The organism is Octadecabacter sp. B2R22, from assembly GCF_018861045.1.
Lineage (GTDB): Bacteria > Pseudomonadota > Alphaproteobacteria > Rhodobacterales > Rhodobacteraceae > Octadecabacter.
On sequence record NZ_JAHKQJ010000007.1, the window covers coordinates 287,714 to 303,146 of the forward strand.

Below are 15,433 nucleotides of genomic sequence, written 5' to 3' on the forward strand. Positions count from 1 at the left end.
CAGAGCTGGTGTGTCGCGTTAAACGGGCCCCATGATGTTGACTGATTTACCCGATGCGCGTGGGGTTTTGACCCCGAACCGAGACCTTTCCAGCCTGACGTGGATGCGTGTGGGCGGGCCTGCAGATGTATTGTTCCAACCCGCTGACGAAGACGACCTAAGCGCGTTTTTGGCGGCGCTTCCTTCTGAGGTTCCGGTATTTCCAATGGGTGTCGGGTCCAACCTGATTGTCCGTGACGGTGGCGTGCGCGGTGTCGTTATTCGCCTCGGGCGCGGTTTCAACGGGATTGAATTTGACGGTGATGTTGTGCGGGCAGGGGCCGCCGCGCTGGATGCCCATGTCGCCCGGAAGGCCGCGAGCGAAGGGTTAAACCTGACATTCCTGCGCACGATCCCCGGATCCATTGGTGGCGCTGTGCGTATGAATGCGGGTTGTTACGGCGATTACGTTGCGGATGTGCTGCAAGGTGTTCGCGTGATCTTGCGCGATGGCACGGTGCAAACCCTCTCAGCCGCCGAGCTTGATCTGCAATATCGCTCATCATCGCTGCCAGATGGCGCGGTGATTGTATCCGCCACACTGAAAGCCCCGCGCGAGGATGCCGCTGTGCTTGAGGACCGTATGGCGGCGCAGCTCACCAAGCGCGATGAAACGCAACCGACCAAAGACCGCACTGCAGGCAGCACATTCCGCAATCCGGCTGGATTTTCCAGCACAGGCGCGGCGGATGATGCGATGGATTTGAAGGCGTGGAAGGTCATTGATGACGCTGGAATGCGCGGCGCGACCCGTGGTGGTGCTGTCATGAACACCATGCATTCTAACTTTCTAACCAACGCGGGCGGTGCCACTGCGGCGGACCTTGAAGGACTTGGCGAAGATGTCCGAAAAAAGGTTTACGAAACCAGTGGATTAACGCTAGTATGGGAAATCATGAGGGTCGGTGAACCGGCCCCGAAAGACTGATCCCCTATAATGGATCATCGTCCCATAGGCGGGGGCGCTAAAAAAGACGGTAAAGTAAGCAAAAGACAGGCCAAAAAGGCTTGCGAAAAGGCGGTAGTGTGTCGAGCAGGACACCCAAAACAGTGGCTGTGCTATTGGGCGGCCCTTCGGCTGAACGAGAGGTCTCTCTTAGTTCGGGTAAAGAATGTGCGGCTGCTTTGCAGGTCGCAGGTTTCGACGTGGTCGAGATTGATGCGGGCGCTGATCTTGTCGAGCAGCTGAAATCCGCCAAGCCTGATGTCGTGTTTAATGCGTTGCACGGTCGTTGGTGCGAAGATGGCGTTGTGCAAGGCGTGCTGGAATGGCTGCGCCTGCCGTATACGCATTCCGGGGTTCTGGCCTCTGCTATGTCCATGGATAAACAAAAGACCAAAGATATTTACCGCGCGGCAGGGCTGCCGTTTGTGGATAGCGTTTTGGCGACCAAAGCACAGATCGAAGCGGATCACGTGATGGCGCCGCCTTATGTGGTGAAACCGTTTGATGAGGGGTCCAGCGTTGGCATTTACCTCGTCCACGAAGCCGCAAACGGCACACCAAAGATTGCACCTGAATTGCCTGACGTCATGATGGTCGAAGCCTACGCGCCAGGCCGCGAGCTGACGACGGCTGTGATGTCTGATCGCGCCTTGACCGTGACGGATATTATCGTCGATGGCTGGTACGACTACGAAGCAAAATACGGTGACGGCGGATCAAAACACGTCCTGCCAGCTGATATTCCGTCCGAGATTTTCGACGCCTGTATGGACTACGCCCAACGTGCCCATGATGCACTGGGATGCCGTGGGTTAAGCCGCACAGATTTCCGCTGGGATGAAACCCGTGGCTTGGATGGCTTGATTTTGTTGGAGACAAACACGCAGCCCGGTATGACGCCAACGTCGCTTGCCCCCGAACAGGCGGCCCATTGCGGCATCAGTTTTCCTGCCTTGATGACTTGGATGGTGGAGGACGCGTCATGCGATCGTTAAAGGCATCTCGCCCGGACCAGCCGCGCCGTGATCCGGCGCCGTCGCGTTGGGGCTACCGCTACCAGCGTTTGATGTTGACGCCGGGTTTCCGCAAGTTAGTCAAGGTTGGGCTTCCGGCGCTTGTAGTTTGTGGTCTGGTTGCCGGTTGGGGCGCACGAGAAGCGAACCGCCAAATGGTGGCTGACGCCTACAACGACATGAAGACGCAGATCCAACAGCGCGATGAGTTCATGGTAAAGGTCATGGCTGTGGATGGCGCTGACGAAACCCTAAGCGCGGATGTGCGTACGGTTCTGCCAGTAGAATTCCCTGTGTCGAGCTTTGACCTCGACCTCGAAGAGATGCGTCAGACGGTTGCCGCTTTGCCCGCTGTGGCGGATGCAACCTTGCGTGTGCGCCCCGGTGGGATTTTGCAGGTCGGTGTGACTCAACGCCAACCGGTAGCAGTGTTTCGCGGACCTGATGGGTTGAAACTGATTGATGTCGAGGGCGTTCTTATTCAAGCGATCGTCGCACGTGCGGATCGTTCGGACTTGCCCCTTATTACAGGCGATGGCGCGCGCGATTTCTTAAGCGAAGGCCTTGAGATTTATCGGGTCGCTGGACCGTTGCTGCCGCGTATGCGGGGCGTTGTTCGTATGGGCGAACGTCGTTGGGATGTGATCCTAGAATCCGGCCAACGCATTTTGTTGCCAAACGCAGACCCGGTGATTGCATTTGAACGGGTGGTTGCCCTGAACCAAGCGCAGGATCTTCTTGAACGCGATGTCGCTGTTGTCGACATGCGCAATCCAACCCGCCCCACAATTAGAATGAACGAGCAGGCCGTGACGAATTTACGTCAAACAAGCGCCCCACAAGAGTAAGAATAGGTAAAGAACATGAGAGACCTCTATCAATCCCAGCGGGCCATGCGGAATATGCGTCAGGCGGCCATGCAGCGCGGCGTGGTGGCGATTTTGGATGTCGGGTCCTCTAAGATTGCCTGCCTTGTGTTGCGTTTTGATGGGCCGGAACAGTTTGGCGATGCCGACGGTGTTGGGTCTATGGCTGGGCAATCCAGCTTTCGCGTGATTGGCGCGGCGACGACGCGGTCCCGCGGCGTACGCTTTGGCGAAGTTGACGCCATGGCAGAAACAGAACGCGCAATTCGCACGGCTGTTCAAGCGGCACAGAAGATGGCGAACGTACGTGTCGATCATGTGATTGCGTGTCTTAGCGGTGGCCGTCCTCGCTCTTATGGGCTTGATGGGCAGGTTGATGTGATGGGGCAGGTGGTCACCGAAGGCGACATCGGCCGTGTCTTGGCTGAATGCGAAGTTCCAGATATCGGCGAAGGCCGTGAAGTTTTGCACGCACAGCCGATCAACTTTGCTTTGGACAACCGAAGTGGTCTTGCTGACCCGCGCGGTCAGATCGGTCAAAGCCTGACGACAGATATGCACCTGATGACGGTTGAAGACAGCGTGTTGGAAAACCTGCTGTATTGTATCAAGCGCTGCGATCTTGAACTCGCAGGGATTGCGTCATCGGCCTACACGGCTGGTATTTCGTCCCTTGTTGAAGATGAACAGGAACTTGGTGCGGCATGTATTGATATGGGGGGCGGTTCGACCGGTATCTCCATCTTTATGCGCAAACACATGATTTATTCGGATTGTGTGCGCATGGGCGGTGACCACGTAACATCCGACATTTCCATGGGCCTTCAGGTTGCGCCTGCCATGGCGGAACGGATCAAAACATTCTACGGCGGCGTTTTGGCGACGGGCATGGATGATCGCGAAATGATCGAAGTCGGCAGTGACACTGGTGACTGGGAACGTGATCGCCGCACCGTTAGCCGTGCCGAATTGATCGGCATCATGCGCCCACGTGTAGAAGAAATCCTCGAAGAGGTCCGCGTTCGTCTGGACGCAGCAGGGTTTGAACACCTTCCAAGCCAGCAAATCGTCCTGACAGGTGGCGCGAGCCAAATTCCAGGGCTTGATGGTTTGGCGACTAAAATCCTTGGCCAGCAAGTGCGCCTTGGTCGCCCGTTGCGTGTGCAAGGTTTGCCACAAGCGGCGACAGGATCAGCGTTTTCTGCTGCAGTCGGGCTCAGCCTTTTTGCAGCACATCCGCAAGACGAATGGTGGGATTTCGACATTCCCGCCGAAAAATACCCAGCACGATCGTTCAAGCGCGCAGTGCGTTGGTTCAGGGAAAACTGGTAAATCACTGGTCCTACGGGTCCAGCACTACGCAAGATTTCGCCGATACCCCCATATACGGCGGAAAATCACGACCGAGGGCCCATATTTTGCGGTTTTTTGGTACTTTGGACGTGACCCATGGGGAAGAGGCCGTTAAGGTCCTGTAAAAGTATATTGAAGAACGCTCGGTGGGACGGGCCAACACAGACAGGCGGACAGCACAATGACATTGAACCTTTCTATGCCCGGACAGGAAGAACTTAAGCCACGTATCACCGTATTTGGTGTTGGCGGCGCAGGCGGCAACGCAGTGAACAACATGATCGAAGAAGCACTGGAAGGTGTTGAATTCGTTGTTGCAAACACTGACGCGCAAGCACTGCAGCAGTCGCGTTCTGATGCGAAAATTCAGATGGGCGTGAAAGTAACCGAAGGTTTGGGTGCTGGTGCACGCGCAACTGTAGGTGCTGCCGCAGCCGAAGAATCAATCGAACAAATCGTCGATCACCTTGCTGGCGCACACATGTGCTTCATCACGGCGGGTATGGGCGGGGGCACCGGTACGGGTGCTGCTCCGATCATCGCACAGGCAGCCCGTGAACTTGGTGTTCTGACCGTTGGTGTTGTTACCAAGCCGTTCCAGTTTGAGGGCGGCAAGCGCATGAAGCAAGCTGACGAAGGCATCGAAGCCCTTCAGAAGGTTGTCGACACGCTGATCATCATTCCAAACCAGAACCTGTTCCGTCTTGCGAATGAAAACACAACATTCACCGAAGCCTTCTCCCTTGCAGATGACGTTCTGTACCAAGGTGTTAAAGGCGTGACAGACCTGATGGTCCGTCCGGGTCTTATCAACCTCGATTTTGCAGACGTTCGCGCCGTAATGGACGAAATGGGCAAGGCGATGATGGGTACAGGCGAATCCGAAGGTCAGGATCGTGCGGTTCAGGCGGCTGAAAAAGCCATCGCCAACCCACTTCTGGACGAGATTTCCCTCGAAGGCGCACGCGGCGTGTTGATCAACATCACAGGTGGCTACGACCTGACGTTGTTCGAACTCGACGAAGCAGCCAACAAAATCCGTGAAAAGGTCGATCCAGAAGCCAACATCATCGTTGGTTCCACGCTGGATACTGGCATGGAAGGCAAAATGCGCGTGTCTGTTGTTGCAACGGGTATCGACGCTGTCGCGAAAACAAACGACATGCCTGTGCCACGCCGCCCAATGGCCGCACCATTGACGCAGCACGTAACAGCGGAAGCAAAAGAAGAAGCACCAGTTGCTCCGGTTGCTGCTGAAGTGGCTGTGGAAGCTGCGCCAGAACGGTCTTTGTTCGACGAAACAGCCGCCGCACCTGCACCAGCGCCAACGTTTGATGCACCTGCAGCAGCCGCTGCCGCTGAATCCGACCTGCCGCCAGCCGCGTATCAACCACGCGCGGAACCAGCAGAAATCGAAGCGCCGACAGACGCATTTGTTGCGCCACAGCGTCCAGCAGTTGGCACTCCAAGCCAGGAAACACTGGATCGTTTGCGTACAGCTGCAGCGCGTTCCGCACCAGCAGCCCCAGAAATGGCAGCTGCTGAGTCCGAGGACGAAGCAAAGCCACGTATGGGCGGGCTTAACAGCTTGATCAGCCGCATGACGGGCCACGCTGAAGGCGGCGCAAAAGAACGCCCACAGCCACCAGTTGCGACACTTCGTGAAGAAGCGCCAGCACCTGCAGCAGAGGTCGATCCAGACCAAGAACGCATCGAAATCCCTGCGTTCTTGCGTCGTCAGGCCAACTAAGATCCATGTGACGTCAGGTCACAATTTATAACGAAGGGCCGCCCAGCTGTGAAACTGGGCGGCCCTTTTCTGTTTAATAACAGGGGCTTGCTGCGGCGCGGCGAAATGATCAGCATTATCGCGCCTGAATGTAACAAACATGTTTCAGAACGTTGCAAACTGTGTGTTGAGGGAAAGGACTGTGGGTCTTAGGACATTATCAACCAATAAAGGCTTTGACCGTGCAGACGACTGTAGACTCCATAGTGGCATTTGAAGGCAAGGGGCTCCACCTCGGGGAACCTGTGTCTGTTGTCGTGCGCCCTGCACCAGCAGACTATGGTATCGTCTTTCGCCGCACAGACGTGGATGTAGCCGACGCTGACGTTCCTGCGCTGTGGAACAATGTCATTGTCTCGCCTTTGAACACACGTATCCAGAACGCCGCTGGAACATCCGTTTCCACAATCGAACACATCATGGCCGCTTTGGCGGGCTGTGGGTTGCACAACGTCCTGATCGAAGTGTCCGGCCCAGAAGTGCCAATCCTAGACGGATCGGCTGCTGAGTTTGTCGAAGGGTTCTTGCGGGCAGGGGTCCGCACCCTGAGCGCTCCACTGCGCGTTATCGAAATTCTCAAGCCCGTGACTGTCAAAGTGGGCGACGCTGTTGCGCGCCTTGATCCGTCTGACACGCTTCATATCCGGTTTGAGATTGATTTCGCGGATCGTGCCATTGGGCACCAGACGAAAACCCTGAACATGGCCAATGGCGCGTTCGTTCGCGAACTTTGCGACAGCCGCACGTTCTGCCGCTCTTCTGATGTGGATGCCATGCGTGCACAGGGCTTGGCCCTTGGCGGCACATTGGAAAACGCGGTCGTTGTTGATGGTGCAGACGTATTGAGCCCGGGTGGCCTACGTCACTCTGATGAAGCTGTACGCCATAAGATGTTGGATGCATTGGGTGATTTGTACACCGCTGGTGCGCCAATTCTCGGTCTCTATACGGGGTCCAAGGCAGGCCACGCTGTGACGAATGCCTTGCTGTGCGCCTTGTTTGAAGATCCTGATGCTTGGGGTTGGGCAGACGTAGATGCCCGCACAGCGGCGCGTCTTCCGGGTGTTGGTTTGCGCTGGTCCGACCTTCCTGATGTGGCGTAAAGCCACTCATTCGAGCCATCCATTTCTCAATCGTGATCAGCTAGACGCAAAAGGCGTTTTGCACCCCAATATTGTGTGCTAGACAAAGCCAACCGAAACCTATTTTTCGGACAATAATCGTAAACGGGGGCGCCTCCATGTCGGGTCGCAGCAGCATTGCAAAACTTCGGATGGGTCTGGCAACAGGCGTCCTTGCGCTTGGTCTCTTGTCCGGGTGCGGCGCTCTCTTTGAGCCGGGCGTTGATGCGAATCTTGAGGTCTATTCAGCGCAAGAGATTTTCGAACGCGGTGAGTTTGAACTCGAACGCGGACGTGGCGACGATGCGGCGTTCTACTTTGGTGAAATCGAACGCCTTTATCCCTATTCTGAATGGGCCAAACGGGCGTTGATTATGCAGGCGTTTGCCTATCATCGTAACGAAGATTACCCCAATTCCCGCGCCGCAGCGCAACGCTACATCGATTTTTACCCCGTGGACGAAGACGCAGCCTACGCACAATACCTGCTGGCGCTCTCCTATTATGATCAAATCGACGAAGTTGGCCGCGATCAGGGCCTTACGTTCCAAGCCTTGCAGGCGTTGCGCGTCGTAATCGAACGCTATCCTGACACTGAATATGCACGTTCGTCTGTACTGAAATTCGACCTCGCCTTTGACCACCTTGCCGCCAAAGAGATGGAAATCGGTCGTTACTACATTAAACGCGATCATTTTGCAGCGGCGATCAATCGCTTCCGTATCGTGGTTGAGGACTTCCAGACGACGTCCCACACCCCAGAAGCGCTTCACCGTTTGGTCGAATCTTATCTCTCATTGGGTTTGGTCGAAGAGGCACAGACCGCTGGTGCGATCCTTGGATTCAACTACCAGTCAACTGAATGGTACGAGGAAAGCTACGCCTTGTTGACAGGTCAGGGGCTTGAGCCGATCTCGATCGGTGACAACTGGTTGTCCGCGATTTACCGCCAGATGGTGCGCGGCGAATGGCTGTAAAAAGCGGTCAGCACATAGACCGTTCCTTGGTGTAATATGCTGCGTCACTTAGACATCCGAGACATGCTTATCATTGACCGGCTGGAACTTGCGTTTCAGCCGGGTTTGAATGTTCTCACCGGTGAGACAGGCGCGGGTAAGTCTATCCTATTGGATTCGCTCGGTTTTGTTCTTGGTTGGCGTGGACGTGCCGAACTGGTGCGCCAAGGGGCCGAGCAAGGCGAAGTCATTGCCGAGTTCGAATTGCCGGAAGATCATCGAGCTTGGGCAGTGCTTAACGAAGCTGGTTTCACCTATGATGATGCGTTGATCCTACGACGGATCAACACGAAGGACGGTCGCAAGACGGCATGGATCAATGACCGTCGGGTGAGTGGCGAAATCCTGCGCGCGGTGTCGGAAACCTTAGTGGAACTGCACGGGCAACATGACGACCGTGGATTGCTGAACCCACGTGGCCACAGGATTTTGCTTGATGATTTCGGCAGCCTGTCAGGCCGTTTGATCAAGGTTCGTAAAGCTTGGCGAACCTTGTCTGACGCTCGAAAATCGCTTGCCGCGGCCGAGGCATTGGTCGCTGAATTGCAGGCCGAAGAAGAGTTCTTGCGTCACGCAGTTGCCGAGCTGGACGGGCTGTCCCCCGAGGCCGGTGAGGATGAAAGCCTGGATAAGCAACGTCGCCGAATGCAGGCTGCTGAGAAGATCGGTGAAGATATTTCCAAGGCGCATCAGGCACTTGGCCTCAACGGAGCCGAAGGCAACCTAGGCGATGCGGCACGTTGGCTCGCGGATGCTGCAGGCGAAGCCGAGGGCACGCTTGAAGGGCCTCTGGCGGCGCTTGATCGCGCGATGGCAGAACTCAGCGAAGCGCAGGCCGGTGTTGAAAGCTGTATAGATGCATTGGCGTTTAATCCGATGGAGCTTGAGCAAATCGAAGAGCGTTTGTTCGCCATTCGTGGTTTGGCCCGAAAACACAACGTTCTGCCGGATGAGCTTGGTGTTTTCGCTGATGGGCTACGGGACCGATTGGCGACGCTGGATCGCGGCGCGACTGATTTGGTAGACCTTTCCGTAGAAGTAAAAGCCGCACAATCGACGTATGACGCCGCCGCGAACGATCTAACTGACGCACGCCGCAAGGCCGCTGTGAAATTGGACAAAGCGATGGCAAAAGAATTGGCCCCGCTCAAAATGGAACGCGCCGTGTTCCAAACTCAGATCTCTGAAATAACGGCGGGACCAGACGGCGTAGACGATGTGGCGTTTTCCGTAGCCACAAATCCCGGCGCGCCTTCTGGCCCCATCGGTAAAATCGCATCGGGCGGTGAATTGAGCCGGTTCTTGTTGGCGCTCAAAGTGTGTTTAACAGGAACAGATTCGGGCCTGACCCTCATCTTTGATGAGATTGATCGCGGAGTAGGCGGGGCCACAGCGGATGCCGTCGGACGCCGTTTGTCTCAGCTGGCGCAGCAGGGGCAGGTGCTTGTCGTGACCCACAGTCCGCAAGTTGCCGCACTTGGGGATCATCATTGGCGCGTTGAAAAACGTCAAACCAAAGAGACGACGCTTTCGACAGTGATCGGGCTGGAAGAAACGGATCGTGTCGATGAAATCGCGCGCATGCTAAGCGGTGATCGCATCACCGACGAAGCGCGTGCAGCTGCGATCGCTTTGTTGACGGCGCAATCCGCGTAAGGTTGCAAAAGTAATATTTCCAGACATTTTTGGCGAGTAAACGCTGCTAGTTTGTAGCAAAAACAAAAGCGACCGATGGATGTTTAACGCTCTAATACCCGCGTCATTGCCATCCATCGGCCGAAATATGCGCCGGTTGCCCGACTGATCTGAAAAAGTTGCATTGCGCGTAAACGCTTTACAACGGCTGAAAACGAATTCTGTGCTGGTCAGCAATTTTGAAAAAATGTCCGTTCAATGGAATCAGGTTAACCAAATGGTCAACTTTCCGCTTACCCCAAATAGGGTAAATCGACGGAAAACCATGAATTACCGGTCCTTTAGGAAGGGTGCCATGCGATCCAGAACCTGTTGCCACTTGGAAAAGAACAACAATTGGCCGCCGTCAGGGAAGACATCAAACACAATCCAAGGATAGTCTCGGCGAAACTCTGCAAGGGTTTCCGGTGGCGTTTGCGGGTCCTGTAAACCGTTCATCAAGATCAGTGGAATCTGATCTTTGAACGCTAGAACGGATTCAGTCCAATCAGTCGTCTCGTGGGCGATAACCTCGCGGGCAAAGGCGTCATGGGCGCTGTGTTTGTCTGATAACGCCACTTCGGACCCCACGACGAGCGCTTCGAGCGCTTCGACATCGGCAATCGTGGTCATGTCGGCGTCGGATTTGCCGTAAACCGCGTGAAGAAACCCTTGTTTCCCGAGACGTTTGGCCAAAGCAAAGCCCGCTTTAACCATGAACGGCAGCAAGTGCGGCGTATATCGTGCCCCCGCTAGGATAAAGCGGTGCCATTTATCCATTCGGTCGTATTGCTCGGAGCGGGTGAGAGGAAGAACGCCCGCACACGCCACGAGGGCAGTTAGCCGACCGGGGTGAAACACGTTGAATTGCGCGGCGATATGACTATCGCCCCCAAGCGTCAGGAATGGCGCGGCATCCACACCCAAGTGATCCAGCAGGGCCGCATAATCATCGCAGAGTTGGGGCACATAAGGCGTCCGTTTGGGCAATGATGTTGAATGCCCGTACCCTGCGCGTATCGGGACAATAACTTTGATGCCGCGGCGTTCAGCCTCGGCTTCGGCTTTGGCGGGCCAGCGAACTAAACCGTAATCCAAAGGAGAGTAGACCAGTGGAACCCCGTCTGGATCACCCAGTATGAGATAATCCATCCGCCGCCCGTCAACCAAACTCAGCGTTTGAAACGGGCGCGGTTCTAACGCGCCATACCCTTGAGATATATCTTCAGCGGTGTCCGAGATTGACGTGGAATACTGCGCGATTTCCATGGTCGAAAGCGTCAGTCGCACGAGCTCTGATTGGCTGCGGGTTTCTGTCTTTGCCATGATCGATTTCAGTTGGGCGCGGATCGTATCGACACTGCGGCCACGCGCTTCTGAGATTTCCTGTAGGGTCTGGCCCTCGGTGAGGGCGCGGACAACCTCAGATTCAACGGGGGTAAATTCGAACGCCGCGCGAAGCATCTCACTGAACCCGCTTGGCCATTGAATCGCTGATGAAATGACCATGACGTAGGGGGCGGCGTTTTCTGCACGTACAACGCGCAAATGAAACAGGATGACCCGCTCACTGACTTTCAGGCGGCCCCGTAACACCAGCGGTTCGTCACGATTGGCAGACAGCAAACGGCCGATATGGTGGGTGAGCTGTTCTACGTCACCATCACCCAGAACCAGATCTGACAACTTAGTACCTGCACGCAGGTTCAAAAGCTGGGTCGCACTGTCATTGGCCGTGATGACATTCATGTCGCGATCCACAGCAAAGGCAGCGGACCTGTCGATCTTATCCAGAACCGCCTGCGGGCCACGTTGATCGGATGGCTCATCCGCCGAGAGAACGCGGTCCAGCACTTGGCCGGCGCGTTCGACATGTCCAGTTAGGTAATCAAGTTTGAGGATCGGCGAGGATTGCGCTGCTGTTTGGCTTCGCTGGGGGGCGATCATTGCTTCCCAGTGATCCAAAAGAGCCTCATAACGAGAGGGATCTACGGCCACCTCATAAAGGCGGTCGATCATCTCATCGGACGGGAGCTGAGGTGTTTTATCGTCTTGTGGCATTCGAATCCTACTTTACCCGACGGTAGCAGGCCGTTGATTGCGCGTCACTCACCCGTTAGAGCGCACCATCTTTCCGGGGTTGAGGATATTATGGGGGTCCATTGCACGTTTGAGCTGACCCATCACATCCCAACCTGCACCATGTTCGTCCGCCATATAGGTGAGTTTCCCCATGCCAACGCCGTGTTCCCCCGTGACAGTTCCGGACATGTCCAAGGCACGTTTGGCCATGCGCGCTGAAAGGTCCTGTGCGACTTGGCGTTCCTCGGCGCTTTCGGGATCAATCAAAAGAATAGCGTGAAAATTACCATCCCCGACGTGGCCCAAAATGGGGGCGGTGATTGAAGATGCCTCTACATCCGCTTGGGTTTCTTGAACCGCTTGCGCCAGTCGGCTTATGGGGACACAGACGTCGGTGACGATTGCGGTGGCACCCGTGCGTGATGCCAGAATGGCCCAATAGGCGTGATGGCGCATGTGCCAAAGGCGATTGCGGTCTTCGGTCTTGCTTGCCCATTCAAACGAGGTGCTGCCAAAGTCCTCAGCGATTTCGGCGAACCGTTCAGCCTGTTCTGCAACGCTTGCGTCGGTGCCATGGAATTCGACCATAAGATGGGGCGTTTCTGGATAGGCGGTTGAGGAATAGGCGTTCACGGCGGCCACGCTGGCGGCGTCCAAGAACTCGATCCGTGCCATGGGGATGCCCATGGCAATGGTCGCTGTAACGGCATCTACGGCTGCGTCGATGGTTCCAAAGGCGCAGGTGGCAGCGGCGGTGGCTTCGGGCTGGCCCTGAAGTTTCAGGGTGAGTTCGGTGATCAGGCCCAATGTGCCTTCGGCGCCAACCATCAGAGCCGTCAGATCATAGCCCGCACTGGATTTTCGTGCGGCACTGCCTGTTCGGATGATCCGCCCATCTGCTAACACGACCTCAAGCGCCATAACGTTGTCGCGCATGGTTCCATACCGCACCGCGGTCGTGCCGCTGGCGCGTGTTGACGCCATGCCGCCAAGCGACGCATTGGCCCCGGGATCAACTGGAAAAAACAGCCCCGTCGCACGCAAGTCTTCGTTCAGGGCCTCTCGGGTGATGCCGGGTCCGACACGGACACACATGTCTTCGGCTTGGACCTCGATCACCTGCGCCATGTCGCGAAAATCCACGGCAATGCCGCCTTGAACGGCCAAGGTATGGCCCTCAAGAGATGTACCCGCGCCGTAGCCAATGACAGGACAGCGGTGCTCATTACAGATCTTTACGATGGTTGAGACGTCTTCAGCATTTCGTGGATATGCCACGGCATCTGGCGGTGTTGGGGCAAAGTGGGTCTCTGATTGGCCATGGGCGGCCAAATCGGACTTGGACAGCGACAGCCGATCGCCTAACACTGGTGTAAGCGCACGAAGTGCGGCGTCAATGGACATGGAATTCTCCCCCTTTGGTTGCCGCGACACTAAGACAGCTTCGCACGAAGGGGAAGTTATGGCGAAGCCACAAAAATCGCTGATCGGGCAGGGGGTCGAAGACGCCCTATGTGCCTGTCGCGATGGCTGGACCGTTGTGCGCACCCGTGGTCCGTCGCAGGTGCAGTTCTGGTTCATCGCCCTGTTCGTCGGGATCGCGGCGAGTTTTGTGGCCATTGGTTTCCGGTTCGGGATCGAGAACCTGCAAGCGTGGATTTACGGGACAGATGACATCACGAACTTACACACCTTCGCCGCGGGGCTGGATTGGTGGTGGGTGCTGGTTATCCCGATGGCAGGCGGGCTTTTGGTTGGACTGATCCTGAACCGGTTCACGGATGATGGCCGCGTGCGCTCTGTTGCGGATGTGATTGAGGGGGCCGCCCTATATGAGGGACGGGTTGAGCGGCGCAAAGGGATCGCATCCACATTGGCGTCCTTTATCACGCTCTCCACAGGGGGATCGACGGGTCGTGAAGGGCCGGTTGTTCACCTCGCGGCGATCATTTCAACGGGTGTTAGTAAACTGATCCGTGCGGACGGAATTACAGGGCGCGACTTGTTAGGCTGTGCCGTAGCCGCGGCGGTGTCGGCCAGCTTTAACGCACCGATTGCTGGGGCCTTGTTCGCGCTCGAAGTGGTGTTACGCCACTTTGCCGTACACGCCTTTGCCCCGATTGTGATTGCGTCTGTGGCAGGCACTGTGATCAACCGCCTTGTCTATGGCGATGTGACCGAGTTTTTGATCCCGAACCAGAACGTGTTGGCGTTCTATGTTGAATTGCCTGCCTTCCTGATCCTTGGGTTGGTATGTGGGTTGATCGCCGTGGTCCTGATGCGGTCTATCTTCTGGGCGGATTCAATCGGGAGTGCAATTCAGGATCGGGTCGGGCTGCCACGTTATTTGCGGCCCATGGTTGCCGGCACGTTGCTGGGCGCTATCGCGATCTTTTACCCCCACATCATCGGCGTGGGTTATGAAACCACGTCGGACGCTTTGACGGGCCGCCTGTTGATGCATGAGGCGATTGTTTTTGTCATCATCAAGATCATTGCCGTCGCCATCACCATGGGCGGGCGCATGGGGGGCGGGGTGTTTTCTCCAGCCTTAATGGTTGGCGCTTTGACGGGGCTTGCGTTCGGGTTTGTTGCGACTGGTATTTTCCCTGACGTCTCGGGCGAGGGGACGCTTTATGCCTTGGCTGGCATGGGGGCGGTGTCTGCCGCGGTGCTTGGCGCGCCGATCTCGACCACGCTGATTGTGTTTGAACTCACGGGAGACTGGCAGACAGGGATTGCTGTGATGGTGTCGGTGTCATTGTCATCCGCACTGGCGTCCCGACTTGTCGATCGCAGCTTCTTTCTGACGCAACTGGAACGTCGTGACGTCCATTTGGCGGCGGGGCCACAGGCCTATCTGCTTGGCACCTTCAAAGTCGCATCGGTGATGCGCGGCGTTGACCACCCTCGCGCCGCCGACCCAGAATCCTGCACCAACCTTATCAATGAGGGCACCTACGTGTTTGAAACCATGACGCTCGATCAGGCTATGCCAATCCTCGAAGCGACCGGTTCAACATTCATTCCTGTTGTCACTGCAGCCAAAGGCGACGGGCCACCGATGTTGCGCGGTGCCCTTTTTCAACTGGATGCTTTGCGGGCGTTTAACCGTGCTTTGGCTGCAACTGCAGCCGAAGAACATTCCTGATTTGGCGCTATAGCTGCTCTACGGCGACGTTTGTTCCAAAGAACGCCAGATATCCTTTGATTTCGGCAACGTCTGCTTTTGGGTCTTCATAAGACCATGCCGCGTCGGCGAATGTGCCGCTCTTAGCCTCAAAGTTATAATAGGTCGCCGTGCCTTTATGTGGGCAGACGGAATGGGTGTCTGATGTGTCAAAGAACGCCATAGAGATGTCTTTACGCGGGAAATAGATCACCGGATCACGCCCGCCTTCCAACAGCTCAATGGCTTGGCTGGATTCACCCAAAACAGCGCCCGCAGCGCGAACGACCCAAGTGCCTGTAGCAGGCCGAATTTCAATATGCTTTGTCATGTCGTGTGATCCCATTTCATGTGCCATGATCCCC

Annotated in this window: 12 protein-coding genes; 9 read left to right on the plus strand and 3 right to left on the minus strand. The window is 56.2% G+C overall.

The window, feature by feature from the left end; genetic code table 11:
* Positions 1-31 precede the first annotated feature (31 nt).
* From murB to recN, 8 genes are all read left to right on the plus strand, one after another.
* Positions 32-967 carry a UDP-N-acetylmuramate dehydrogenase gene (gene murB / locus KO486_RS06895; protein WP_216036512.1) on the plus strand — a complete coding sequence of 312 codons (936 nt, stop codon included), beginning with the start codon at positions 32-34 and terminating at the stop codon, positions 965-967.
* A gap of 122 nt (positions 968-1,089) precedes the next feature.
* Positions 1,090-1,980, plus strand: coding sequence for a D-alanine--D-alanine ligase (locus tag KO486_RS06900; protein WP_303435098.1), 891 nt, complete (start codon positions 1,090-1,092; stop codon positions 1,978-1,980).
* On the plus strand, positions 1,968-2,846 hold the full coding sequence (locus tag KO486_RS06905; protein ID WP_216036514.1) for a cell division protein FtsQ/DivIB: 879 nt from the start codon (positions 1,968-1,970) through the stop codon (positions 2,844-2,846). The genes KO486_RS06900 and KO486_RS06905 overlap by 13 nt, the downstream gene beginning before the upstream one ends.
* 15 nt (positions 2,847-2,861) lie before the next feature.
* Positions 2,862-4,196: a cell division protein FtsA gene (ftsA, locus tag KO486_RS06910; RefSeq protein WP_216036515.1), complete on the plus strand. Its 1,335-nt coding sequence runs from the start codon at positions 2,862-2,864 to the stop codon at positions 4,194-4,196.
* Between the two features lie 202 nt (positions 4,197-4,398).
* On the plus strand, positions 4,399-5,967 hold the full coding sequence (gene ftsZ, locus KO486_RS06915; protein WP_216036516.1) for a cell division protein FtsZ: 1,569 nt from the start codon (positions 4,399-4,401) through the stop codon (positions 5,965-5,967).
* A 221-nt stretch (positions 5,968-6,188) separates the two neighbouring features.
* Positions 6,189-7,109, plus strand: coding sequence for a UDP-3-O-acyl-N-acetylglucosamine deacetylase (gene lpxC, locus KO486_RS06920; RefSeq protein WP_216036517.1), 921 nt, complete (start codon positions 6,189-6,191; stop codon positions 7,107-7,109).
* A gap of 137 nt (positions 7,110-7,246) precedes the next feature.
* Positions 7,247-8,104, plus strand: coding sequence for an outer membrane protein assembly factor BamD (locus KO486_RS06925; RefSeq protein WP_216036518.1), 858 nt, complete (start codon positions 7,247-7,249; stop codon positions 8,102-8,104).
* Positions 8,105-8,140: 36 nt separating this feature from the next.
* Positions 8,141-9,799: a DNA repair protein RecN gene (recN, locus tag KO486_RS06930; protein WP_216036519.1), complete on the plus strand. Its 1,659-nt coding sequence runs from the start codon at positions 8,141-8,143 to the stop codon at positions 9,797-9,799.
* A gap of 309 nt (positions 9,800-10,108) precedes the next feature.
* On the opposite strand, the gene KO486_RS06935 is transcribed toward recN, so the two are convergent.
* Together KO486_RS06935 and KO486_RS06940 are read right to left on the minus strand one after the other, a co-directional pair.
* Positions 10,109-11,878, minus strand: coding sequence for a LuxR C-terminal-related transcriptional regulator (locus KO486_RS06935; protein ID WP_216036520.1), 1,770 nt, complete (start codon positions 11,876-11,878; stop codon positions 10,109-10,111).
* A gap of 48 nt (positions 11,879-11,926) precedes the next feature.
* Complete coding sequence (locus KO486_RS06940; protein ID WP_216036521.1) at positions 11,927-13,303, minus strand: FAD-linked oxidase C-terminal domain-containing protein; 1,377 nt, start codon at positions 13,301-13,303, stop codon at positions 11,927-11,929.
* 58 nt (positions 13,304-13,361) lie between these two features.
* On the opposite strand from KO486_RS06940, the gene KO486_RS06945 reads away from it, so the two are divergent.
* Positions 13,362-15,050, plus strand: a complete 1,689-nt coding sequence (locus tag KO486_RS06945; protein ID WP_216036522.1) for a chloride channel protein — start codon at positions 13,362-13,364, stop codon at positions 15,048-15,050.
* A gap of 7 nt (positions 15,051-15,057) precedes the next feature.
* Here the strand turns inward: KO486_RS06945 and KO486_RS06950 are convergent, their stop codons facing one another.
* Positions 15,058-15,399, minus strand: coding sequence for a DUF427 domain-containing protein (locus KO486_RS06950; protein WP_216036523.1), 342 nt, complete (start codon positions 15,397-15,399; stop codon positions 15,058-15,060).
* Positions 15,400-15,433: the final 34 nt, after the last annotated feature.